We start from the raw sequence: 21,917 nt of genomic DNA, 5'->3' as shown, positions 1-21,917 counted from the left end.
GTCTTCCACCGCAGCATGTCTGTTTTTGGCGGTTCGCGCACGCTCCCCGAATGGCCAGCATGGGCGCAAAGCCGAAGGTCCGCTTCTGGGCGTGGACCCAACTTCTGCTCCTCACACCCGTTGCAGACTTCGCGAGTGAGTATCGAACGCCGAATTCCAGCCGCCAGGTCACCAAGCCAAAACCGCAGTCGAGCCCGCGGCTGGAATGCTCCATGCCATTGGGTCAACACCTCCATTCCGGCGCGGCGATGGAGGCGGCGCCTTGCACATGGGTGATGATGCTGCACGATTGCCAAGCTGAGAAAGAGGGCGCAGTCCGAGGTCGGTTCGAAACGCGAGACCTTCCCTCCGAATGTCTGTCACAACCCTGAAGCCAACCGCGATAGCTCGCGATGGGCTACCGCCGGGCCAGCGCGGCCGGGCCATGGCCGCGGTGCTCACCGGGGTGGCACTCGCCACGCTCGACACCGCCATCGCCAACACGGCGCTGCCGACCATCGCCGCTGACCTCGGGGTCGATCCTGGCGCCTCGGTCTGGATCGTGAACGCCTACCAACTCGCGGTCGTGGCGACGCTGCTGCCGATCGCGGCGCTCGGCGAGATAGTCGGGCAGCGGCGGATCTACGTCGCTGGCCTCGTGCTGTTTACCGGCGCCTCTCTCATATGCGCCCTGGCCTGGTCCCTGCCGACACTGGTCGCTGCGCGCGTGCTTCAGGGAATCGGGGCGAGCGCACTGATGGCGGTGAACATCGCGCTGATCCGCTTCATCTATCCCGCACATCAGCTAGGTCGCGGCGTCGGGCTCAACGCCTTCGTTGTCGGCGTTGGCTTCGCAGTCGGTCCGACCGTGGCGTCGCTGATCCTGCTAGCCGCGCCCTGGCCGTGGCTGTTCGCCGTCAACGTGCCGATCGGCCTCGGCGCCCTCGCCTTGGCCTGGACCGCGTTGCCGGAGACCGGACGTTCCGGGCACAACTTCGACGTTGCCGGCGCGCTGCTCAACGCCGCCGCGTTCGCGCTCCTCGTGCTCGGGTTGGGTGAGGCCGCACACGAGGGGCCGCTTTGGCGCATCCTCCTGGAAGTCGGCGGGGCGCTCGCCTGCTTCACCCTGCTCCTGCGTCGCCAGGCCGGGCACCCGGCGCCGATGCTGGCCGCTGATCTCCTAAAGCGCCCGCTGTTCGCGTTGTCAGCTCTGACCGCTGTATGCTCCTTCGCAGCGCAGGGGCTCGCCTTCGTCTCGCTGCCGTTCCTGTTTCAGCACACGCTCGGCCGCTCGCAGGTCGAAACCGGCTTCCTGATGACGCCCTGGCCATTGGTGGTCGCGCTGATGGCGCCGGTAGCCGGCCGCCTCTCGGACCGCTATGCGCCCGGCCTGCTCGGCGGGATCGGGCTTGCCGGCCTCGCGCTCGGCATGGGGCTGCTCGCGCTGCTGCCCGCGGATCCCAGTGTCCCGAACATCATCTGGCGGATGGCAATCTGCGGGGCCGGGTTCGGTTTCTTCCAGGCCCCGAACCTGCGCGCCATCATGACGAGCGCACCAGCTAACCGATCAGGCGGGGCGAGCGGCATCGTCGCCACGGCGCGGCTGCTCGGTCAGACCCTGGGCGCCGCCCTCGTTGCGGCGTGCTTCGCGATCGCGGAAGCGCACGGTCCAGCCTTGGCGATGGGGCTTGGGGCGGCCTTCGCTGGGTTTGCGAGCGCGGTGAGCTTCACGCGCCTCGCCGTGGCGTCCTGAGCGCGCTTGGCCTGTCGGAAGGTTCAGGGATGGAATCCGTATGACTGACGGCGTCGTGAGTGGAACGCTCGACGAACACGGGCGGGCCTACAAACGTACGGTTTGGGCGATCGCGATCGGCATCGCGATTTTCGCCGCCGCACAGGTCACGTACGCCCTCTCCGTCAGCTCGGCCCAGTTCCTCAAGGATGCGCTCGACTGGATCTACACGGTCCTGCTGAACGCCGTGGCGGCGTTTGTGTTCGGGCGCGGCGCACGGGCTGAGCAACTGTCCGCCTACCTCATCGCCGCCGTCCTGACGGTCGGGGGCCTGCAAACGCTCTACGACCTGTGGGACAAGGTAGCGGATCCGCGACCGATCGATCCCGGGCTGCTCGGCTTCTCCGCCGCGAGTGCGACGGTGATCGCCTACCTCACCGCGGGCAGCTTGGCGCGGTTCCGCCACGACACCAATCCGCTGATCAAGGCAACCTGGCTCAGCGCGCGCAACGACGCGATCGCGACCACGTTCTCGGCCGGCGTCACGCTCGCCGTCCGCATGGCTCCCGTCCGCTGGCCGGAATACGCCATGGACGGGGTCGATGCCGCGCTCGCCTTTCAGGCTGCCGCGGAGACGATCCTCGCGGCACGGCGGGACAGGCAGGCGCCGTGACCATGTCGGGGATGAGGGCGGCTCCCCTCGATCGCAGACGAACCAGCCGAGTAAGTCGTGCGCGAGCTACGCGGCCGGCTCAGCGGCTCGCCGGTGGATGCCCTTGGTGCTGCGCCAAGAACGCCAGCACGGCGGCGTTGAAGGCTTCGGGGTTGTCCCGGTTCATCGCATGGGCCGCGTTCGGGATCACGATCGCAGCCGGGATCGCAGGATTGCACTTCCGGGCCGCGGCAAATCCTTCCGGATACCGTTTCGGGCTGCGCTCGCCGGTCAGCGTCAGGACGGGGAAGCTGAACTTGGCGATGTCGGAGCAGGCGATGTTTCCCCGTTCGCCGCTGTCGACCCCGGTGCCGAGATTGTCGAGCAGGATCTCCTTCTGAAGAGTAGAGCGCTTGGCCCAGGTGCCAGGCCCATTCAACCCGTCGGTGAACTCTTGACCCGCCTTCTCCTTGTCTCCGGCCGCAAGGTTGGCTCGTAGCGTCGACACCAAACCCTTCACTTCGCCGGCCATGGCTTTGGTCTCAGGCGTCTCTGGCAGAAGCCCCTCCATGCCGCTGGCGTCCTCAAGGATCAGGGTCTTGATCAGCTCCGGGTGCTCTTTCGCCACCGTCAGAACCACGGCTCCACCCCGTGAATGGCCGAGCAGGTGGACAGGCCCAAGGTTAAGGTCTTGGATCAGGGCGGCCACGTCAACCGCGTGCTGAGCGATGGAGAAATCCTCACCGACACCATCCCAGCGTTCGGGATAGTAGTGGCGCAGGCTGAGGGATAGGACGCGGTATTGCTTCGACAGCACCGGTACCTGCGCGTACCAGATTCGGTAGTCACCGAGCGACCCATGAACCAGCACGACCGGCTCGCCGGATCCAGCCTCTTGGTAGGCGAGCGGATAACCCTGCACCTCCGCGGTTTTGACACCGTCTGGAATCGCCCACTGCGCGTAAGCCGCACCGGGAAGCCCTGAGAACAATCCGACCAATATAGCTGCCATCCTGAGCCGCATCACAAACGCCTCCCATATTTCTTCAGGAGAGTATCGCTTCCGCTGGACTGAATGTCACCGCACGCCCCGCCGATCCCGCGGCCGGAATCCGATACGGTCACCACCGCCTCGATGAACCAGCATGTTCGCGACGCGGCCGAGCCACTTTCCCTTTGTTGAGCTTTAAGCCTGCCCCTTCGACACGTTAGCCGGAGGGATAGCGACCGATGGCGAGCCACTGGCTGCCCCCGGGACGCGGCGGAGCCGAGCCCCACCACCCATCCTATCGGTACTGAATGTCCTTTTTGGGTTCGTACATCTCCGGGCCGTTCCTGAACTCCTCCAAAAACGTCGCACAGTACGGACACGGCAATGTCGCGATTGCTCACACGGATCAAAAATTTAGCCATTATCCCTATCACGATCTGCATTCGACCGACTTTAATGCCGTAGCCGAGTTGATTGAGTAATTGCTGATTAAATAATTTAAGTATTTGATTGCGTGCGACCTGCCGCTTGTTGCAGATCTATCCCGCACAGGTAAGATTTTTTGCCTTGAACAATGCAAAGGTCGCTACTGAAATTCTGCAACTATGTAGCCGACATCAGATTTATGTGATTTATAACGGCGCCGCATCTGCGCGCTTCCGCGCTAATGCTTGGAAGTACACACTCAAATAAGAACGGATTTTAGCAGCAGAATTGACTGCATAAGCTTGTATTTGATGCCGGTTGTCCGTAGGCCACAAGCACTTTCACAGGTGCTTAAGCCCATAATTCTTGAGAATCGGAAGTAGATCGTCTCGTGCGCGGATACGGTGCAGACGTGCAGCCTCCAGCGCCTCGACAGGTTTTTCTGTGCGAATGGCTTCGATGATCTTGCGGTGCTCGATGATCGAGGCGTCGAGCCCCCGGCGGAGATTGAGCGTCAGCATCCGCGCGCGGTGGGACTGGTCGTTAACTGCCTGGATGATCCGGCTCATCCGGCCGTTGCGCGCGTGCTGGATCAGCGCCGCGTGAAACGCACCGTCCGCCTCGCCCCACGCTGGCAAATCTCCGCTCTTGTGCGCGTCCGCCATCGCTTCCGTGTGGACATCGAGGACCTTCGCGGCGGCGAGCCGCTCGACCTCCGGAAGCATAGCAACGAGTTCTGCTGCACGGCCCTCGATGCCAATGATCACGTCGTAGATCTCGCGCACATCATCGGGCGCGAGCGCCAGAATCAAAATGCCTTTACGCGGCAGCACCCGTACGAGCCCGTCTTCTTGGAGTCGGATCGCAGCTTCATGCACGGGGGTGCGGCTCATGCCCAACCGCAGCGCGATTTCCTGTTCGGAGGCTTGGTAGCCCGGTGCGAAGCTGGCTTCGCGGATCGCCGCGCGCATGGCGGCATAAGCGTCATCGACGAGTGAGGTTTTTTTCTCGCTCTCCTCCGTGTCCGGCCGTACTTCGGCTTGCACCCGCGCCATTCTTCATTTCCCCCGTTGAAGCACGCATATCATCTTCCATGCCTTTTGAGGAACGAGGATTGACACAGCGATTTAGGGCACCTAACCGTATTCTAGCTTGCATGGAAGATGGCGCTCCAGAATCAACGGAGCATCCCGGCGGCAGGAGGAAACGATGGACACGTCGCTTGAAAAAGCGACCATGCGCCGGGTTTCGTGGCGCTTGGTCCCCTTCATCTGCCTGCTCTATTTCATCGCCTTCATCGATCGGGTGAACATCGGGTTCGCCGCGCTGACGATGAACAAGGATCTCGGTTTCACGTCAGCCGTATTCGGCTTCGGAGCGGGCATCTTTTTCTTCGGTTACTTCCTGTTCGAGGTTCCCTCGAACATAGTCCTCGACAAGGTTGGTGCGCGGCTCTGGATTGCCCGCGTGATGATCACCTGGGGGATCATCTCGTTTGCGTTCGCCTTCGTGCAAGGCGAGTACAGCTTCTACACCCTGCGGTTCCTGCTCGGCGCTGCGGAGGCAGGCTTCTTCCCCGGCATCATCCTTTACCTGAGCTACTGGTTCCCGATCCGCTACCGGGCGGGCGTCGTCTCACTGTTCATGGCCGCCGCGCCGATCTCGGTTGTGCTCGGCTCGCCGCTGTCGAGCGCTCTGCTGGAGATGGAGGGCATCCTCGGTCTGCACGGTTGGCAGTGGATGTTCATCATCGAGGCCGTTCCGGCCGTCATCCTCGGCGTGATCGTGCTGTTCTACATGACCGACCGTCCCGAGAAGGCGAAGTGGCTCCCTGACGATCAGCGGGCGTGGTTGGTCTCCGAGATGAACGAGGAACACGCGCGCAAGAAAGTGGTTGCCGAGCACGGGATCGTAGCCGGTATGTGCGACCCCCGCGTCCTGGCGCTCGCGCTCATCTACTTCGGCACCTCGGCCGGTCTGTACACGCTCGGCATCTGGGCTCCGCAAATCATCAAGAGCTTCGGCCTGTCCACGATGGCAGTCGGCTTCCTAAATGGCGTTCCGCCAACCATCGCGATCATCGCCATGATCCTGTGGGCGCGGCACTCCGACAAGACACGCGAGCGCACGTGGCACGTCGTTATCGCTTGCCTCGTCGCGGCGGCGGGTCTGATGCTGGCTGGGGGAGCGTCCTCGACCCTTGCGGTCGTCGCGGCCCTCACCCTCGTCAACATCGGCATCAGTTCGGCCAAGCCACCCCTCTGGGCCATGCCGACGATGTTCCTGTCCGGTTCGGCCGCGGCGGTGGGCATCGCCACGATCAATTCGATCGGCAACCTCGGCGGCTTCGTCGGCCCCTGGGCGATCGGATGGATCAAGGATCGGACCGGCAGCTTCACGGGCGGCCTGATCTTCGTGGCTGGGCTGCTTGTCCTCTCCGCCGTCGTCACCCTCCTCGTCGCTCGCGCGGGGAGGCGTGCCGAACCCACGGGCGCCGTCGCCCGCTGAACGTTCCTCGTTCCTAGACCCTTCCAAACGCACGGAGATCCGTCATGACACAGACCTACAACATCGCCGCCATCCCCGCGGACGGCATCGGCATTGAGGTCATTGCGGCGGGTATCGAAGTGCTCGACGCCCTGGCTGAGAAAAACGGGACGTTCAAGTTCAAGTTCGACCATTTCGATTGGGGCTCGGATTACTACAAGAAACACGGCGTGATGATGCCCGCGGACGGCCGCGACCAGATCCGGAACCACGACGCGATCTTCTTCGGCGCGGTCGGTGCGCCTGACGTGCCCGACCACATCACCCTCTGGGGCTTGCGGCTCGCCATCTGCCAGCCGTTCGACCAGTACGCCAACGTCCGCCCGACCCGTATCCTGCCCGGCATCACCAGTCCCCTGCGCCACGTCACCGGTCCGGAACTCGACTGGGTGATCGTCCGGGAGAACTCGGAGGGCGAGTACGCGGGCGTCGGCGGACGCGTCCATCAGGGCCACGCCAACGAGGTCGCCACCGACGTGTCGATGATGACCCGTAGCGGCGTCGATCGCATCATCCGTTACGCGTTCAAGCTCGCCCAGTCCCGCCCACGCAAGCTGCTCACGGTAGTGACCAAGTCGAACGCTCAGCGCCACGCCATGGTGATGTGGGACGAGATCGCCGCCGAGGTCGCAGCCGACTTCCCGGACGTGACCTGGGATAAGATGTTGGTCGATGCGATGACCATGCGCATGGTGGTGAAGCCCCAGACCCTCGACACCATCGTGGCGACCAACCTGCACGCCGACATCCTGTCGGACCTCGCGGCCGCGCTGGCGGGCTCGCTGGGCATCGCGCCCACCGCCAACATCAACCCGGAGCGCACGTTCCCGTCTATGTTCGAGCCGATCCATGGCTCGGCCTTCGACATCACCGGCAAGGGCATCGCCAACCCGATCGCGACCTTCTGGACCGCCTGTCAGATGCTGGAGCATCTCGGCGAGAAGCCCGCGGCCGACCGGCTGATGCGTGCGGTCGAGCGCGTCACCGCCGATCCGAGCCTGCACACGCCTGACCTTGGCGGCAAGGCCACCACCCGTCAGGTCACGGACGCGGTGATCGCTGCCGTTCAGGGCGACAACGAGTAAGACGAGCGCCGTGTCTGATCCCGCCGCTAGCCTTGCCCGGCATCTATCGGAGCCGCTTCATGGTCGCTCGGTCATAGTTGGAGCGGGAAAGGCTGCGGCGTTGATGGCACAGGCCGTCAAGGCGGCTTGGTCGGGTGCTCATCGCCTCCGGCGAAGTTAATGTCCCCGCAGCGAGACCGAATACTGCGGTGATCCAAAGCTTCGCCGGATTGTAATTGTGAGGGCGTGGTGCGGCGGTAAGACTATCGCTCTTGCGAGCGGGGCGAGCCGCACCAAAAGGGTGGGGCAGTTGATCAGCGATGCATCCGATGAATCTGTGGCGTCGCAGTCGAATGCCGCGCGGAGTCATGCTCGGCATATGCGCGTTCGTTTTTGGCTGCCCGGCGCAGGCCCAGCAGGCTCAGCCTTTGCAGCCAACCGATCTGCCAAACCCATACCGCCTCGTCGAGGATTGGCCTACGCTGCCAGAGAGCATGAACGGCGGGCGCTGGGGCGAGGTCAGCCGGGTGCAGGTCGGCCCGCGCGGCAACATCTGGGTCCTCCACCGCTGCTTCGCCGTCACGCCGCCCGGTAGCGCGGTCTGCCTCGGTGCCTACAAAGACTATCCGCCGATCCTGGAGTTCGACCCGTCGGGCAAGCTGCTGGTTGGCCTCGGCGCTGGGTTGCTCGCCTACCCACACGGCCTCGCCATCGACGAGAAGGGCGACCTCTTGGTCACCGACGTCAACGACGAAGCGGCTGTGCTTGGCCTGCCCGCAACGAACGCTGACGGCGCGGTAATGGGCCAGGACGTCCTCAAGCTCAGTCCGACCGGCAAGGTGCTGCTGACGCTGGGCAAGGAGGGGATCTCAGGCAGCAGCTCCGACACTTTCGACCGCCCATCCGGCGTCGCCGTCGCGCCCAACGGCGACATCTTCGTCTCGGACGGCCACTACCCAAACGCGCGCCACAACGCTCGAATCATGAAATTCAATAAGAGCGGTCGCTTCATCAAAAGTTGGGGCAAGCTGGGGTCGGCGCCGGGTGATTTCGATGGGCCGCACGATATCTGTATCGGCGGATCCCAACAGCACGTCTACGTGGCCGACCGTCAGAACAAGCGCATCCAGGTGTTCGACCAAGACGGCAAGCTCATCGCCGCCTGGCCGCAATTCGGCCAAGTGAACTCGGTGTTCGTTGGCGCGGACGACACGATCTACGCCGGGACGGCATATCCAGACCCCGCCTATACAGGTGCGGCGCAAAATGACCCGACGGCGACGAAGGGCCTGATCAGAGGCATCATCGTCGGCAGCGCTAAGGACGGGACGCTGAAAGCCTTCATCCCCGACCCGGCCGATCTCAGTACGGTGGTGCGCGGGTCATCGGCGTCCGGCGTCACCGCCGATGAGCACGGTAACATCTACGCGGCAGACGTAGGCGCCCATAGCCTGCGAAAGTACCTGCTTCAGGGCCATCTCTGATCGACAATCGAAATTGGATTAGTTGTGGTCGTTCAAAGAGACGGTGCGAGTGGCCGCCCGAGCCAGCCCCGTAGAGACGAGGAGGATGGATTATGCTCAACCGCAAGCAACTCTTGGCCGGCTTGTCAGCGATCGGGGCCGCGGCGACTCTCGCCGGGACGGGCCGACGCACGTGGGCGGCGGGCGGCGAGCCCCGGGCGGAGGTCCGCCCGGGAGCGGCCGATCCTAATACGGCCGCCGGTCACAAGTCCCCCGCCCCGGAAGTGACGGCGGAGGCCGCAGCATTCGTGGTCTCGACCCAATACGAGGACCTGCCGCCGGAGCTGATCGCGCTCGGCAAGCAGCACATCCTGGACGCATTCGGCCTCGCCATCGCCGGCGAGAAGGCCGAGACCGGTCCGATCGTCCGCCGCTACCTCGCCGACATCGGCGTACTGAACGGACCGGCCACCGTGCTTGGTACCAATTTGCACGCCGGCCCACGCTTTGCCGCCTTCGCCAACGGCGTCTCCATCCACGCTGACGACTACGACGACACCCAGCTCGCCGTGGCCAAGGACCGGGTCTACGGCCTGCTCACTCACCCAACCGTACCGAACCTGCCCGCCGCGCTCGCGGTGGCGGAGGCGCTGGCTAAGTCCGGCCGCGACTTCATGCTGGCCTACCATCTCGGCGTCGAGGTCGCTACGAAGCTCGCCGAGGCGATTGCGCCTCGCTCCTACGAGAGCGGCTTCCACTCCACCAGCATGTGCGGGGTGTTCGGCTCGGCGGCGGCCGCGGGGAAGCTGCGCGGTCTCGACGCCAAGCAGTTGCGCAACGCCTTCGGGGTGGCCGGCGCGGAGGCCGGCGGCCTGCGCGAGAATTTCGGCACCATGACCAAGCCGTTCCAGGCCGGCCACGCCGCCGAGGCCGGGATCGCCGCCGTTGACCTTGCCGCGCTTGGATGGACGGCGGCCGAAGACATTTTCGAGGCCAAGCGCGGGTTCTTTGCGTCCTTCGGCGGCGGCTTTGACACTGTGGCGATCGTGGGTCGGTTTGGCCGGCCGTGGTCGCTCCTCTCGCCCGGCGTGTCGATCAAGCCCTACCCATCCGGCTCGCTCACCCACCCTGCGATGGACGTAATGGCCGGGCTGATCGCACAGCACGGCATCAAGCCGGAGGACGTGGAACGAGTGCGGGTTGGCACCAACCGGCAGATGCTGAACACGTTGATCCACCATCGTCCGACGACGGGCCCGCAAGGTAAGTTCAGCATGGAGTACTGCATGGCCGTCCTCCTCGTGCTGGGGAGGGCGGGACTCGCACAGTTCCAGGACGATGTGGTGAGCCGCCCCGACCTGCGGGCGATGGTTGAGCGGATCGACTTCTACAACGACCCAGCGGCCGACGCGGCGGGAACGGACAAGATGCGCAGCCTTGTCACCGTCCGGCTCAAGGACGGGCGGATTTTCTCGGGCCAGGACGATTTTGCCCGGGGCAGTCCGCAGAATCCAATGAGCTTTGAAGACGAGGTGCGCAAATTCAAGGACTGCGCGGAGTTTGCTGGTCTGCCGCGCGATAGAGCCGAGCGGATCGTGGTCTCCGTGCAGAACTTGGAGTCGGTGCCGGACATGCGGTCGGTCTTTGCCGGGATGTTCGCTTGACCGGAATCGTGGCAAGCTAGATGGACAGCCCGTCGAAGCGCCAGGGCTCCCATTCGGGCCGGAATGCTGCCCGGCTCAGCGGCCGACAGCAGGTGTCCCTCGGCGGCCACGCAGACCGTATTCAGCGAGCGGAGGAAGCGCTGCAACTGACGCATCGCCGAGGGCTTCTCAAAAAAGAACAGCGTGCGGCCGGAACACGGAGGTGACATGGCGCTGCCCACGAAGGCGCCCGCTGCACGCGTTGGCATGTTCGTATTTTGTTCTAAACCAACCGCACATGCAATCGCGGTGATCATGAGCATACGGTTTGGAACGGCCACAAACCCGCTGCTGCGGTGTGTCTTGAGCATTAGGTAAGCCGCCCCTGCCTCGGTCGTGCCGCAGCAGCATCGAAACGCTTAGGCTCGGCCTTTGGCTGCTCTTCGAGACAGCATTACAGAACCGAGGTGCATCAAGAAGCGGATCCGTCAACGACCTCGACAAGACACTGATCGGCAAATCGGCGCCGGTGGTGTGGATGGCGTGATCGATAAGGATCCGGTCAAGCCAGAGTGGATCTATGTGCGAGTCAAGTGATACGGACCCGCTAACAACGTCAGCGCTTTGGCGTCCGCCTCCATCTCGGCCCGAAGTGTCCGAGGCCAGACTCGTAAAAGCTCGAGGGATGCACAGCCGCACTCCAGTTTAGCGAGCAACACGATGACCAAGAAAAGCAATCGCCGCACGTATACGTCGAAGCCTGGATGCGATCGGCCCATTCATCCTCTGCCGGGCGAAATCTTACGGTGCATACAGCTGCGCGCTGAGGCGATCGGTCCGCTGCAGGCGGCATCTGAGATGGCGGCCATGAGCAGCGTCATGCTTGAGGGCTACACTGACGCGGGGCAACTGCGGGCGAAACCAGAAGCCGACTACGATGCCTTCATCGCGCGCGCCGCCAGCTTGCTGTCGTGCGAGGCCAGCCGCGCCGCCGACGGGCTCCGGCGTCTGACCTGGGCGCGGGTCCTGCAGCTCGCCGATGCGCTCGGCCCGTTCGTAGCCATGGCTGAGTTGGCGATGCAGTGCGGACTCATGATCTCCGCGTGCCGGGAAGCGGGATGGTTGAAACCGGGACCGGTGGTCAGTCCCTTCGACTTCGCCAAACGTGCCGACGGCACCAGCCTGCTGTAGTCCGCAACGAGTATGCGGCCGCACGCGTACCTCGACGCGTGCGGCCGGACCGTCGAGGATCTGACTACTCGGGTGAACTCTATGCCTCGATCCAGCCAACACCCCCCACTTGATGAAGATAGCTGGACAACCGTCGCATGACCCCTGCCGTCAACATAACGGCCTCCATTGGCTCGGCGCCGTTGAATTCACAGAGTAACTCCAGAGAAGCGCATCAATTTTTGGTGAGTTAATATAATCTATCATGTCGAATCCATTTGGTTGTGGCGCCTTGATCGATCGCCGTCCATATTCTACGAGTTCCCGCCGCCCTCCACCGGCACAAGGATGACGGGTGAGCAGATCATGTGCGGTTGACCGGTCGGCATCGCCGGCCGATTCCAGCGCAGGAGATCCTCCGGCCCGCTAGAGCGTTTTCGGTTTGCCCTGAGTCGATGCGGCGGGGTTCACGCGAGACTGTCGGGCTGATTCACTGATCGCTCTGGAGGAGGAGCGACCGATGGGACTGCCCTACAGTCAGGATCTGCGCGATCGGGTGGTGGAAGCCGCCGCCACGACCTCGCGCCGGCAGGCGGCGGCGCGGTTTGGGGTCGGTGTCGCTACTTCGATCCGCTGGATGGCCGCGCTCGCGACGACCGGGACGGTGGCTGCCCGTCCGCAAGGACGCGCGCGCCGCTCGAAGCTCGATCCGCACGAAGCGTTCCTGCGCGGCCTGATCGACGCGCAGGACGACATCACCCTGGAGGAGATGCGCGCCCGGCTTCGAGACGCGCACAATCTGACGGTCGGGCTCGGCACCCTTTGGACGTTCCTCGACGCGCGCGATCTCACGTACAAAAAAAGACAGCGCACGCCGCCGAGCAGAATCGACCGGACGTGAGGGCTGCGCGAGAGGCCTGGTTCGAGGGCCAGCCCGATCTCGATCCGGCCCGCCTCGTGTTCCTCGACGAGACCTGGACCGCGACCAACATGGCCCGCACCCGCGGGCGTTCACCGCGCGGCGAGCGGCTGCGCTCGCCCGTGCCGCATGGCCATTGGAAGACCACGACCTTCGTGGCAGGCCTGCGCCTGTCCGGGATCACCGCCCCGTTCGTGCTGGATGGGCCGATCAACCGGGACGCCTTCCAGACTTACGTCGATCGCGTCTTGGTGCCCGAGCTCGTTCCCGGTGACATCGTCGTCATGGACAACCTCAGCAGCCACAAGGGGCCGGCCGTGCGAGCTGCCATCGAGGCGGCCGGCGCGCGGCTGTTGTTCCTCCCGCCCTACAGCCCCGACTTCAACCCCGTCGAGATGGCGTTCTCGAAACTGAAAGCGCTGCTGCGCAAGGCCGCGGAGCGGACCGTCGAGGGTCTGTGGTCGGCCATCAGACGCCTCGTCGACACCGTCACACCCGACGAGTGCGCCAACTTCTTCGCCGCCGCAGGATATGAGCCAGATTAAACCGAAAACGCTCTAGCGTCGGTCTGCGACCACTGGCGCAACGACTGACCGAACAGTTCACTCGCTTTTCAAAGCCACGAAATGCCTCAGACGGGCTTCCCAGGAATGGGTGGCTTGCTGCCGTCCCCGTTCGATCCCGTTCGTCTGCGGGAAAGCGCCGGGCCTCGACTCGTAAAAGCCAATTGAAAATGTAGGCCAAAGCAACGCGTGGAAGCGCCCGCCGAGCCGACCCTACTTCATCAGACGATCCAATGCACTGCGAACCCGCAGTGCATATGACAGACTATTGCCTAAATGAAAATGGGAACAGTTGATATGACGATGCCTGATACGAACAGCTTCACCACCCGCAAAGCCTACATCGAAGCTTGGGGCACCTACTGCAAGGAGAAGATGGATGCAGGTTGGGAAGGCTACCTCATCACCCTAATGTTCAAGCACATCCCTGGATCTGAAGCGGCTAAGTTGCGGGTGATGGAACAGGAGCTGTGCCGGGTGTACGCCACACTGCTCACCCGCCTTTTCCACCGGCCCAATGCTCCCCGGAACCGTGACAAGCTGCCAATCATCGTCGCCGCACCAGACTACCCCGTCGCCAAGCAGGAGAAACACCTCCTCGGCGAGGTGCGGGTCAACGACGGACTTCACCTCCACGGGGTCGCCCTCTTTCACCCGGAACGGCGCCTAAAGGGAAGCATCCACGACCACTTCGACGAGAACCTGCAGTTCTACATCCACGGCGAGCACCCGCTGCTCCGGCTTCACCTCGCCCGCATCGAGACCCGGACTCGCTACGTCGTCGCCTACGGCTACAAGACCGTCCAGCGCCGCGCCGCGATCGGCGTCGACGGCTTCGTCATCCTCCCGCGGACCTCGGGCGAGATGCGATAGGGGCATCGGGAACGACGCAGAGCTTGGTGCTTGGTAATCAGCGAGGGGGCTCAGCTGCCCCACAGGGAGCCCTGTGGGGCAGCGCCGAGGACGCGAGCGGTTAGTTGAGTCACGCTGGCATTTTTCGCACGGTGCGAAAGGGGGTTGGATGGGGAGGCCTTCACCGCGGGTTTTCTTTCCTAACCACCCAACCTTGTTCCAGAGTATTACTCTTCGAACGGAGTAGGGGGCGCGTGAGCGCCCCCCGATCAATCGAGAAGGGTGTGCCCGAAAAATTCTATGATCGGCCGACCATCGACCACTCCCAGGACGCGACCACAAACGCCGAACCAGTTGCCAGTTACGAGTCTTGTCATGTCTCTGGCGTTTCCGTCGAACTTGCAGTGGACTACCTCCGTGCCTTTGAAGGTTTTGACGACCGGATAGTTTTGCTGCTCATCCCTCGTTCCGTAATCGGTCTTACCGTCATCCTTTGCTTGATCTTTGGCATTATCATCGCCGGATGCGTCGCTCGCATCGGATGCGACCTCATTATTGGGCTGCTTCGACCTGCGAGGAAACTTCACGTGCTGAGCTGCGAGCGCTCTGTATCCCCCTGCATCGGTGACCGCTTTTGACAGTTCGGGCAACGTAACCCCTTTCAGGAATAGGGGCTCAGTCGCCCGGTAGTACAAGCTCCCTTCTTTCGCATCTGTACGTACCTTGGATAGAACGAAGCGCAACGCCTCGCCCTTGCTCGGACGACGCTCAATCTGACGCATGAATTCGCCGTCAAGCACATCGGCACAATTTTTTCTAATGCCCCAGAGATGACTTGCTACTTCAAAGCAACTGATGATCTGCATGTCAATGCGCTCTCGGTAGCTGCCTTCTGCTTTATTGAACAGAGATTTGATACGTTCGATTTTCCGTTCGACACCACCCTTTTCGAGGAAGGCCGGTCGGTCGGTACGCTTCGCTTTAATGTGCCGTCGATTAGGTAGAGAAATACTTCTGAGAGCATCGAGACCAGAGACCAATCGTGGGGTCTTCAAACTTGCTTTGCGAGTAGAGATTTTCGAGTTACCCAACTTCTTTGCTCTTCTGCCGCCGGCATTCATCACGCAACCTCCGCCTGAACGAGGCTGCGAATGTCCTCGTACCGCCACGCGGTGATACGGGGCCCGAGTTTCACGGGTTGCGGGTAACGGCCCGACCGAACCCCGGCCCACCAGGAGGATTTGCTGATCGGCAAAGGGCCATGCGGATGGATGATCTGACTGAGACGCAAGCAAGTCGCCTCAAACACCATACCAGGAGGGCTGTTCCTATTATCACTTGAGCTTGACATTAATTATCTCCGCCGAACGACTGCCAACACCGCTTGTGCTGACCGATGTATGATGATCGACAACTAGGTGGCTGACGTCAGAAATTAACTCGCACGAGAAAAACAAGCAGCTGCTACAACGAGTTAGCTACGAAATTAACTCGTTGATTTTCGCTCGGAGGTTGGCGGAGAGTTCGGGAGCAACCGTGGGAATTACTACCACTTGCCCTGGCAATTTGGGAAACGCGATGAAGCGAGTCGCCCGCGGGTCAAGCACCCTATGCAACTGCTGCATCACCCCCCTCACCTGACCCAGATAAACTGGAAAGTCGGCGAGATTGGAAACGATCTCGTCGACGCTCTCAGCGAAATCGTCATCTTGCGGGTTCAATGACCAGTCGAATGGGGAGTGGTATTGCTCGACATAGAGGAAGGGGAAAGTGCAAGCTCTGCTACGCCATTGGTGCTCAAAAGTACGACGCGACATCGACCAGTCTGGTCCAAACGCCCCTGCCTCAACGAGGGTTTTTAGCTTCTCCAGCGTACGTCGGCGGCGACTGTGTGTTCTGGAGGACTCATTGTAAATCAAGTAATTGATAATCTGCGCGTAAAATTGACGATCGTCATAACGCGATTTTGTGTTTGTCACGATCTCAAAATCTGGGTTAAACGCAGCTTGCGGTGAGCTCAGCCGCTTGACGAGGTCCAGGGTCAAGTACTTATAAATTATATCTTGTTGTTTTTGATCAAGATCGGCTATTGTTAGACTCCCTAGTTTCTGGGCGGCATATGATGTTATGCAATTAATCATCGCAGGGGCATGAAACCCGGGCTCTGACGGCCACCGGATCCAACAGAGAAGCTGAAATAGCGCCTCCTGCGTCGCTGCCGGCTCCCTATCTTTATCGCCGCAGAGTTGCAGCAAAGTGTCAGCGATACGAATTTGACTGTCGGGCGCGGCCGAGTTCATCGCTCGTTGAATATCGTCACTTTGCCGTTGCCACCGGTAGACCGATGCGGTTGATATGCCGTATTTTTTTGCTATCTCGGTCGCCGTCATATCGGCGAGAAAATCCTCTGAAATTAGGTGAAGGTACCGCGCTTTCTCCTCAGGTGTCAGACGAACGCTCGTGCGATTCCGTCGGTCGATTAAGCGCTTCCGGGATTTGCGCGGCCTATGCATGTTACTGTGGTCCAAATTCAGAGCGGTTGCATGCTAGCGGCGAAACGCGCCCACTCTTCCATGAGGTCGCGCCGCTTTTCCAACAGGTCGCCCCGCCGGTAGGCGGCCTCAACACGGTTCTCGATCGTGTGGGCCAGTGCCATCTCGGCCACCTCCCGCGGCAGGCTCGTCGCCTCGGCCGCCCAGTCCCGGAACGACGACCGGAACCCGTGCGCCGTGATTGACGACCCCATCCGGCGCAGCGCCATCAGGAACACCATGTTCGACAACGGCCGATCGCCCCTGCGTCCGGGGAACACCAGCGCGGTGCTGCCACCCAATGCCCGAGCCCGGGCCAGCACGTCGCATGCCCGTCCACTCAGCGGAACCCGGTGCTCCCGCCCAGCCTTCATCCGCGCCGCGGGCACGATCCACAGCGCTCCCGCCTCATCAATCTCCGTCCACCGCGCTCCCAGAACCTCGCCAGTGCGCGCCGCCGTCAAGATTAGGAACTCGAAGGCCAATCGCCCGATCTCGCCCTGACCGCTTATACCCTGCAGCCGCGCGACGAAGGCTGGCACGTCGGCGTAAGGCAGGGCGGCGTGGTGCTCTTCCCGTTCGCCCTGCTTCGGAAGGCCCTTGGCCACCCCCTCGACCGGGTTGTCGCCACTCCGGTGACCGGCCGCTTTTGCCCAGTCCATCACGGTGCCGATCCGTTGACGCACCCGCCGGGCTGTTTCGCCTTTTGTCAGCCAGATCGGGGACAGCGCTCGCAGTACATCGGGGGTCTCGATCTGGTCGACCCGCTTCATGCCAAGGTGGGGGTGAGCGTAAGTGCGGAGGGTCGTGATCCACTGCGCCGCGTGCTTAGGGTTCTTCCAGGTCGCCTTGTGTTCGGCGTGAACCATTTCGGCGGCCGCGGCGAAGGTAGGGGTCGTCGCCAGTGCCTTCTTGCGTTCGGCCAGAGGGTCACCGCCACCGCGGGCAGTCTTGCGGTAAGCAAGGGTCTTCTCCCGAGCCTCGGCGAGGCTAATGAGACCGACGCCACCGAGACCGATGTCGCGTCGCCGGCCTTGCACCATGATGCGCAGGAGCCAGCGTTTAGCCCCCGAGGGGTCGACGACGAGGTAGAGGCCGTGGCCATCAGCGTAGCGGCCGGGGTGCTTCAGCGCTCGCACCTGGACGGTCGTCAGTGCCTTCTCGGGATGTCGCCCCTTGCCGCCCATCACCGGGTCCGCCTAACTCGCCTGCCCCACAATTTGACCCACATTGCATGTCGGCTGCAAGTGGATCTTACGGGATCGTATTGGACGAGCGCGTTGGTATCGAAACCTTGCTATCCCCTTCATAGGCTATAGCAAATCGGTCGATTTTGGACCTTCTCGGATCTCCTGGCATAATTGGGTTGGGCGGACTCCGTCTCCGCCAGCTTAGCGGCCATTCGCCGTCGCAACTGGCTTTTCCAAGTGCTCTCGCCGAGCCGTCTGCCCGATCTACGGGGACGAGCGACCTGACCGCACCGAGATGTCGGACCGCGCCGGTCGAAGGGCCAACGCCTCTCCAGACACAACGACAGGGCCTGCGCCGCGTGGACTTCCGACCTGGGTTCATGCCCCTCCCGATTCTGGCCGGTTCGCTCCCGTCGCTCTTGCGCCACCCCACGCAAATGCCGTCCGCCATTTAATCCGTCGCACCGCGTGCGGGGCGGCACGTCACGCTGGGGCGGGATGCACCATCTTAGTCTTGCACAAGACGAAACAGGCCCGAACGACCGGTCTGTAGTTTGCAGGAGCTGAGTTTCACCCATGAAGACCCGTATCGCCGCTGCCGTCACCGCGCTTGTCCTTGGCGTCGCCCCGATCTCGTCCGCCATGGCATCCAACGGTGCGCGCTGGACCGGCTTAACCCCCTATGAGGTCGAGACCACCGGTACCCTGGGGCTCGGGGTCCACGAGGGGTCCGTCTACGACCGCTGCCCGATGAGCTCGGCCGCGGAAGGCAACGCCAACCAGCAGACGCGCCCCGTGAAGCAGTACGGCCAGACCAGCGGCGGCTATCGGTGCTGATCCGGATCGCAGGCATCCCCGCATGGCGCTGAAAGCCTTCTCGTACGCGATGATCGGGGCCTTCGTCGGCGGCCTGCTGATGACCCTTCTCGGGTCGGCCGGCATGCTGCTGGGCTCCTGAGGTCCAAGCCTGGACTCGCGACGGATCCGATCGGATCGGCCTGCGGCGGGGTGCGAGCCCCGCCGTCTTTCTGCGTCCTGCCGAAACCACACCGCGATCCGACCGCGTTCAGTTCACCATCAGGTTGATGAACGACGCAACCAGAACGGGTTCAGGGAGCCGGCTCCATTCTCCTGGCATCCGGTCCGGCCAAGCGGGCCGACGGTTTCAGGAGGTCGTGTCATGGTGCGCTTCAAGACCCTCGCGATGGCCGCATCGCTCGCGGCGGGGCTCGCCACCGCCACGGCGGCGCAGGCGGCGCCGTTCGGTTATGGCCTGCCCGGCGGCGACGGGCTGATCGAGCGCGTCGCCGGTGGCTGCGGCCCGGGCTTCCATCCGAACCCGTGGGGCCATTGCCGTCCCAACGATCGCGGCTGGGGCTATGGCGGACCCCGCGGAGCCTATGGCGGCCGCCCGGGATACGGCTACGGCGGCGGATACGGCGGCTATGAGCGGGGACCCGGCGGCTACGACGGCCCGCGCCGGTCCTACGGCGGCTGGTAAGCGCCGTCCGAGGTCGTGATCGATCGGTCACGTCGGCCGCGACTGAACCGGCAGGCCTCCCGGCGGTTCTCCCGCCGGAGGCTGCCATGTCCGATCTGTCCCAAGAGCCCAAGCGCGTGAATGTCGAGGATCCGAATTCGGCGGCGTACTGGGCGCGCCGCTTGCAGGTGCCGGTCGAGGCTGTGACCGAGGCCGTGCGTGCGGTCGGCGACGAACCGGCGGCGGTCGCGGCGCATCTGGATCGGCCCTGGCCCTACGACGGCAGCGGAATCGTGTAGCGCACCGAGGCCACCGACGCCCCGGCATGCGCGCGGGGCCCGAGCCCGTCCTGAGCCTGATCACAACCAAGGGGCGCATTACTGCGGAATTTCGACATCTAGAATAGAATTATCAGCCAAATGGTCAGGCCGATACGCAGTATTTGCAGCTGTGTGCGCCGCAGTAACTGAGACATGCTCCGCACGGGCTCCGTGCAGAGCGTGCATTGATGATCGATGAATTCTCGGACGATCTGGCGAACGATACTGAGCCGGGCTCCGATCAGGCTCAGGAGGCCAACGGCGTGGCCTTTCTGCTCGCCAGCGCGGCCTATCTGGCCCTCGCGGACGCCTATCTGCGTCGGGAGGGCCCGAACGGCTTGACCGTGATGGATGAGATCGAGGGCCGGATCGAGGAGGCCCTGCAAAGCTTCCTGACGGAAACGTCCTACGACGACGCGCGCCCCGACATCCTCGCGCATGCGACGGCCAAGATCCGAGCCCTGCTCGAAGCGGGACGCTCGATGTCTCCGGGACCCGGCTCTCTCCAATAACGCCGTGCGCGGGCCGGGAGGGGAGCCGCCGGAGAGCGCCCCGCCTCCGCCCGTCTTCCGCCCCGTGACGCTATGGCCGCGGCGCGGATGGCTGCGGTGACGGCGTGGGGGCCTGCGGGTTCGCCTCCGGCGCCGGCTGGGGCTGCTGCGGTACCGGGCTCGGCGCGGTCTGGTCGGTCTGGAGGGTCTGGTTCGCCTTGGTCTGGATCTGGTCGGCCGTCTGCTGGCTGACGAAGCCGTAGGAGACGGCCGCCGCGAGGGCGACGGCGATGACCGCCCCGATGATCGTCTTGGTGAGCTTGGGCGGCATCAGCACCTCCTCTCCGTCGCGGGTGGCGTGTCAGGCGGCTTCCCGGCGCGTGACCACCAGGGCCCAGATCGTCGCCGGGATCCAGCCGATGATGGTCAGGTGGAGCAGGATGCAGAGAATGCCCTGGATGACCTTCCCGCGCAGGAACATGGCGAGCCATGGCGCGAGGAAGCAGATGATGATCATGATCATGGGTTGAACGGCTCCTTGCGGCTGACATAGGGAGCCGCGCGCGTTCAGCCAGACCTTTGCCGTGCGGGGCTCGACGCGGCAGGCCGCGCGTCCGGGATCCCCGGCGGGACGCATGAAGCCCGACAGGGGGACCCGTCCGGGAGGGCGGATCGGCTACCACGCATGCACGAGGTGCCCCCCGGCCAGCACGATGACGGCCAGCGTGACCAGCGAGATGCAGACTTTCCTGACCGCTCCGGCCGCGCGCGAGGGCCGGCGCCGGCCGTCCGGCGTCCTGAGGACCCTGATCTTCGGATCCGAGAGATGCTGCGTCAGGCTCTCGGGCAGCGGGCGCTGCGATGAGCCAGACTTCGACCGCCCCTTACGCATGCTGGTCCCTGATCACGACCGCTTCACCGTCAGCACCTCGTCCGCGCGGCATCGGCGCAAGCATCATCCCGAAAGGTGGTTGCCGGCTCTCGGAAAACGAGGCTGCAGCGTCAAAGCGTTTTCGGATCCGACATCCGGGATGAGGCGCCAGCGCTACCCGACGGTCACCGCGCCATCGATCGGGCTCACCGCGACGACGCGCGGCCCTCGAATCTCGGGATCGCGCTGCTCCCATGCGGACAGCGCCGCATTGGCCGCCTCGACGATCGCCCCCGGAGCGCCGCCGCCGATCTGGGGACGGATCGCCTCGACGAGCCGCGCCAGGATCGTCTGCTCCTCCAACGGGCGGTTCGGCATCGTCGCCCGCCTGCAGAACGCCGCGTAGACGTTCTCGGCGATCACACGGGCGGCGCGATCGGCGTCGGGTGTCTCGTGTGCCATCGTGGGTCCCCTCAAGAGCCTGTGGCCGTGGGCGCCTCCGCTACCTAGAGCGCTCGCCGCAGAAGGGGATACCGGCTCCGCGCAAGCGAGCGCGTCCTATCAAGGACTTAGAGCCTGTTCGACGTAACCGGGGCAGATATCCGGGCGTTCAGACCGTTGCGGCGTTTCTGACGAGGTCTGGGAGGGGCGGGATCGCGTCACCGTCTGGAATTCCGAGGCGGTCGCCGAGGTAGCGGAAGAACGAGACACGGAGTGTGGCGCAGGTCTTCATCAGGCCGAGCATGACGTCGCGGGCGCTGGGGCCGGCCTTGTTCATCGTCCCGCCGGAACTCTTACGCTTGCGCACGCACGGCCTGATGCCCGACACGGTCGTGGTCTCGGATGGGGCCGGTCAGTTCCGGGTCGGCACGCACGCGCTGTGCTGGGTTCATGCCGAGCATGACGTCGCGGGCGATGCGGCCGGCCTCGCTCATCGTCCCGCCGGAGATCTTCCGCTTGGTCACGCACGCGCGGATGTCGTTCTCCGAGCCGTTGGTGTGGAGCGGGATCTCGGGCCGCTCCAGCACGCGCA

23 protein-coding genes and 1 pseudogene are annotated in these 21,917 nt (G+C 63.7%); 14 read left to right on the top strand and 10 right to left on the bottom strand.

Translation table 11 applies throughout. The features are described 5' to 3' along the window. Positions 1 to 352: 352 nt before the first annotated feature. The gene (locus tag MKK67_RS03040) at positions 353 to 1,732 is read left to right on the top strand and encodes an MFS transporter (protein WP_243962166.1); all 1,380 of its coding nucleotides are present in this window, start codon (positions 353 to 355) and stop codon (positions 1,730 to 1,732) included. 40 nt (positions 1,733 to 1,772) lie between these two features. Then, complete coding sequence (locus tag MKK67_RS03035) at positions 1,773 to 2,384, top strand: hypothetical protein (protein WP_243962165.1); 612 nt, start codon at positions 1,773 to 1,775, stop codon at positions 2,382 to 2,384. A 79-nt stretch (positions 2,385 to 2,463) separates the two neighbouring features. Here MKK67_RS03035 and MKK67_RS03030 read toward each other — a convergent pair whose 3' ends face one another. Together MKK67_RS03030 and MKK67_RS03025 are read right to left on the bottom strand one after the other, a co-directional pair. After that, positions 2,464 to 3,387 (bottom strand): alpha/beta fold hydrolase, encoded by a 924-nt coding sequence (locus tag MKK67_RS03030; protein WP_243962164.1) that lies wholly within the window; start codon positions 3,385 to 3,387, stop codon positions 2,464 to 2,466. A gap of 734 nt (positions 3,388 to 4,121) precedes the next feature. Next, positions 4,122 to 4,835, bottom strand: a complete 714-nt coding sequence (locus MKK67_RS03025) for a GntR family transcriptional regulator (protein ID WP_243962163.1) — start codon at positions 4,833 to 4,835, stop codon at positions 4,122 to 4,124. A gap of 154 nt (positions 4,836 to 4,989) precedes the next feature. Here MKK67_RS03025 and MKK67_RS03020 point away from each other — a divergent pair, with 154 nt between their 5' ends. The 8 genes from MKK67_RS03020 to MKK67_RS02990 all read left to right on the top strand — a co-directional run bounded on the left by MKK67_RS03020 (position 4,990) and on the right by MKK67_RS02990 (position 14,022). Further along, complete coding sequence (locus tag MKK67_RS03020; RefSeq protein ID WP_243962162.1) at positions 4,990 to 6,288, top strand: MFS transporter; 1,299 nt, start codon at positions 4,990 to 4,992, stop codon at positions 6,286 to 6,288. A 44-nt stretch (positions 6,289 to 6,332) separates the two neighbouring features. Beyond that, the gene (locus MKK67_RS03015) at positions 6,333 to 7,412 is read left to right on the top strand and encodes a tartrate dehydrogenase (protein WP_243962161.1); all 1,080 of its coding nucleotides are present in this window, start codon (positions 6,333 to 6,335) and stop codon (positions 7,410 to 7,412) included. Between the two features lie 10 nt (positions 7,413 to 7,422). Then, a complete protein-coding gene (locus MKK67_RS32840; protein ID WP_409568361.1) occupies positions 7,423 to 7,572 on the top strand; it encodes a DUF4147 domain-containing protein in 150 nt (49 codons plus the stop codon). Between the two features lie 148 nt (positions 7,573 to 7,720). Next, positions 7,721 to 8,875, top strand: coding sequence for a 6-bladed beta-propeller (locus MKK67_RS03010; protein WP_243962160.1), 1,155 nt, complete (start codon positions 7,721 to 7,723; stop codon positions 8,873 to 8,875). Between the two features lie 263 nt (positions 8,876 to 9,138). After that, complete coding sequence (locus tag MKK67_RS03005) at positions 9,139 to 10,518, top strand: MmgE/PrpD family protein (protein WP_243962159.1); 1,380 nt, start codon at positions 9,139 to 9,141, stop codon at positions 10,516 to 10,518. Between the two features lie 699 nt (positions 10,519 to 11,217). After that, the gene (locus MKK67_RS03000; protein ID WP_243962158.1) at positions 11,218 to 11,688 is read left to right on the top strand and encodes a hypothetical protein; all 471 of its coding nucleotides are present in this window, start codon (positions 11,218 to 11,220) and stop codon (positions 11,686 to 11,688) included. A 499-nt stretch (positions 11,689 to 12,187) separates the two neighbouring features. Continuing rightward, positions 12,188 to 13,131, top strand: a protein-coding gene (locus MKK67_RS02995; protein ID WP_243962157.1) for an IS630 family transposase whose coding sequence is annotated in 2 segments (ribosomal slippage) — positions 12,188 to 12,524 and positions 12,524 to 13,131 — 945 coding nt in all. Because the reading frame shifts where the segments join, the coding sequence is not laid out codon by codon here. A 315-nt stretch (positions 13,132 to 13,446) separates the two neighbouring features. After that, on the top strand, positions 13,447 to 14,022 hold the full coding sequence (locus MKK67_RS02990) for a hypothetical protein (protein WP_243962156.1): 576 nt from the start codon (positions 13,447 to 13,449) through the stop codon (positions 14,020 to 14,022). Between the two features lie 248 nt (positions 14,023 to 14,270). Here MKK67_RS02990 and MKK67_RS02985 read toward each other — a convergent pair whose 3' ends face one another. The 3 genes from MKK67_RS02985 to MKK67_RS02970 all read right to left on the bottom strand — a co-directional run bounded on the left by MKK67_RS02985 (position 14,271) and on the right by MKK67_RS02970 (position 17,719). Further along, positions 14,271 to 15,125, bottom strand: coding sequence for a hypothetical protein (locus MKK67_RS02985; RefSeq protein WP_243962155.1), 855 nt, complete (start codon positions 15,123 to 15,125; stop codon positions 14,271 to 14,273). A 354-nt stretch (positions 15,126 to 15,479) separates the two neighbouring features. After that, positions 15,480 to 16,391 carry a helix-turn-helix domain-containing protein gene (locus tag MKK67_RS02975; protein WP_243962153.1) on the bottom strand — a complete coding sequence of 304 codons (912 nt, stop codon included), beginning with the start codon at positions 16,389 to 16,391 and terminating at the stop codon, positions 15,480 to 15,482. 140 nt (positions 16,392 to 16,531) lie between these two features. Then, positions 16,532 to 17,719 (bottom strand): tyrosine-type recombinase/integrase, encoded by a 1,188-nt coding sequence (locus tag MKK67_RS02970; RefSeq protein WP_243962152.1) that lies wholly within the window; start codon positions 17,717 to 17,719, stop codon positions 16,532 to 16,534. 579 nt (positions 17,720 to 18,298) lie between these two features. Between MKK67_RS02970 and MKK67_RS02965 the strand changes: the two genes are divergently transcribed. The 4 genes from MKK67_RS02965 to MKK67_RS02950 all read left to right on the top strand — a co-directional run bounded on the left by MKK67_RS02965 (position 18,299) and on the right by MKK67_RS02950 (position 20,034). Beyond that, positions 18,299 to 18,559, top strand: coding sequence for a hypothetical protein (locus tag MKK67_RS02965; RefSeq protein ID WP_243962151.1), 261 nt, complete (start codon positions 18,299 to 18,301; stop codon positions 18,557 to 18,559). A gap of 343 nt (positions 18,560 to 18,902) precedes the next feature. Continuing rightward, the gene (locus MKK67_RS02960; protein WP_243962150.1) at positions 18,903 to 19,223 is read left to right on the top strand and encodes a GCG_CRPN prefix-to-repeats domain-containing protein; all 321 of its coding nucleotides are present in this window, start codon (positions 18,903 to 18,905) and stop codon (positions 19,221 to 19,223) included. 86 nt (positions 19,224 to 19,309) lie between these two features. Then, positions 19,310 to 19,501 (top strand): DUF3606 domain-containing protein, encoded by a 192-nt coding sequence (locus tag MKK67_RS02955; protein ID WP_243962149.1) that lies wholly within the window; start codon positions 19,310 to 19,312, stop codon positions 19,499 to 19,501. 209 nt (positions 19,502 to 19,710) lie between these two features. Beyond that, a complete protein-coding gene (locus MKK67_RS02950) occupies positions 19,711 to 20,034 on the top strand; it encodes a hypothetical protein (RefSeq protein ID WP_243962148.1) in 324 nt (107 codons plus the stop codon). Positions 20,035 to 20,104: 70 nt separating this feature from the next. Here MKK67_RS02950 and MKK67_RS02945 read toward each other — a convergent pair whose 3' ends face one another. From MKK67_RS02945 to MKK67_RS02925, 5 genes and pseudogenes are all read right to left on the bottom strand, one after another. Then, complete coding sequence (locus tag MKK67_RS02945; protein WP_243962147.1) at positions 20,105 to 20,344, bottom strand: hypothetical protein; 240 nt, start codon at positions 20,342 to 20,344, stop codon at positions 20,105 to 20,107. A gap of 30 nt (positions 20,345 to 20,374) precedes the next feature. Next, on the bottom strand, positions 20,375 to 20,536 hold the full coding sequence (locus tag MKK67_RS02940; RefSeq protein WP_243962146.1) for a YqaE/Pmp3 family membrane protein: 162 nt from the start codon (positions 20,534 to 20,536) through the stop codon (positions 20,375 to 20,377). Between the two features lie 522 nt (positions 20,537 to 21,058). Next, entirely contained in the window at positions 21,059 to 21,346 is a 288-nt protein-coding gene (locus MKK67_RS02935) for a hypothetical protein (protein WP_243962145.1), read from the bottom strand. 148 nt (positions 21,347 to 21,494) lie between these two features. Then, positions 21,495 to 21,662, bottom strand: coding sequence for a hypothetical protein (locus tag MKK67_RS02930; protein WP_243962144.1), 168 nt, complete (start codon positions 21,660 to 21,662; stop codon positions 21,495 to 21,497). Between the two features lie 16 nt (positions 21,663 to 21,678). Continuing rightward, positions 21,679 to 21,917, bottom strand: a pseudogene (locus MKK67_RS02925) (hypothetical protein); the annotation flags it as partial.

It is taken from the genome of Methylobacterium sp. J-072, from assembly GCF_022829425.1.
In the GTDB taxonomy this organism is placed as follows: Bacteria; Pseudomonadota; Alphaproteobacteria; order Rhizobiales; family Beijerinckiaceae; genus Methylobacterium.
Note: the sequence above shows the minus strand (reverse complement) of the source record. Positions and strands in the feature narration are given on the sequence as shown.

Excerpts from the sequence above, each read along its gene's own strand:
- MKK67_RS03040 (WP_243962166.1), top strand. The coding sequence starts at position 353 with ATGTCTGTCACAACCCTGAAGCCAACCGCGATAGCTCGCGATGGGCTA.
- MKK67_RS03035 (WP_243962165.1), top strand. The coding sequence starts at position 1,773 with ATGACTGACGGCGTCGTGAGTGGAACGCTCGACGAACACGGGCGGGCC.
- MKK67_RS03030 (WP_243962164.1), bottom strand. The coding sequence starts at position 3,387 with ATGCGGCTCAGGATGGCAGCTATATTGGTCGGATTGTTCTCAGGGCTT.
- MKK67_RS03025 (WP_243962163.1), bottom strand. The coding sequence starts at position 4,835 with ATGGCGCGGGTGCAAGCCGAAGTACGGCCGGACACGGAGGAGAGCGAG.
- MKK67_RS03020 (WP_243962162.1), top strand. The coding sequence starts at position 4,990 with ATGGACACGTCGCTTGAAAAAGCGACCATGCGCCGGGTTTCGTGGCGC.
- MKK67_RS03015 (WP_243962161.1), top strand. The coding sequence starts at position 6,333 with ATGACACAGACCTACAACATCGCCGCCATCCCCGCGGACGGCATCGGC.
- MKK67_RS03010 (WP_243962160.1), top strand. The coding sequence starts at position 7,721 with ATGAATCTGTGGCGTCGCAGTCGAATGCCGCGCGGAGTCATGCTCGGC.
- MKK67_RS03000 (WP_243962158.1), top strand. The coding sequence starts at position 11,218 with ATGACCAAGAAAAGCAATCGCCGCACGTATACGTCGAAGCCTGGATGC.
- MKK67_RS02990 (WP_243962156.1), top strand. The coding sequence starts at position 13,447 with ATGACGATGCCTGATACGAACAGCTTCACCACCCGCAAAGCCTACATC.
- MKK67_RS02975 (WP_243962153.1), bottom strand. The coding sequence starts at position 16,391 with ATGACGGCGACCGAGATAGCAAAAAAATACGGCATATCAACCGCATCG.
- MKK67_RS02970 (WP_243962152.1), bottom strand. The coding sequence starts at position 17,719 with ATGGGCGGCAAGGGGCGACATCCCGAGAAGGCACTGACGACCGTCCAG.
- MKK67_RS02965 (WP_243962151.1), top strand. The coding sequence starts at position 18,299 with ATGAAGACCCGTATCGCCGCTGCCGTCACCGCGCTTGTCCTTGGCGTC.
- MKK67_RS02960 (WP_243962150.1), top strand. The coding sequence starts at position 18,903 with ATGGTGCGCTTCAAGACCCTCGCGATGGCCGCATCGCTCGCGGCGGGG.
- MKK67_RS02955 (WP_243962149.1), top strand. The coding sequence starts at position 19,310 with ATGTCCGATCTGTCCCAAGAGCCCAAGCGCGTGAATGTCGAGGATCCG.
- MKK67_RS02950 (WP_243962148.1), top strand. The coding sequence starts at position 19,711 with ATGATCGATGAATTCTCGGACGATCTGGCGAACGATACTGAGCCGGGC.
- MKK67_RS02945 (WP_243962147.1), bottom strand. The coding sequence starts at position 20,344 with ATGCCGCCCAAGCTCACCAAGACGATCATCGGGGCGGTCATCGCCGTC.
- MKK67_RS02940 (WP_243962146.1), bottom strand. The coding sequence starts at position 20,536 with ATGATCATGATCATCATCTGCTTCCTCGCGCCATGGCTCGCCATGTTC.
- MKK67_RS02935 (WP_243962145.1), bottom strand. The coding sequence starts at position 21,346 with ATGGCACACGAGACACCCGACGCCGATCGCGCCGCCCGTGTGATCGCC.
- MKK67_RS02930 (WP_243962144.1), bottom strand. The coding sequence starts at position 21,662 with ATGAACAAGGCCGGCCCCAGCGCCCGCGACGTCATGCTCGGCCTGATG.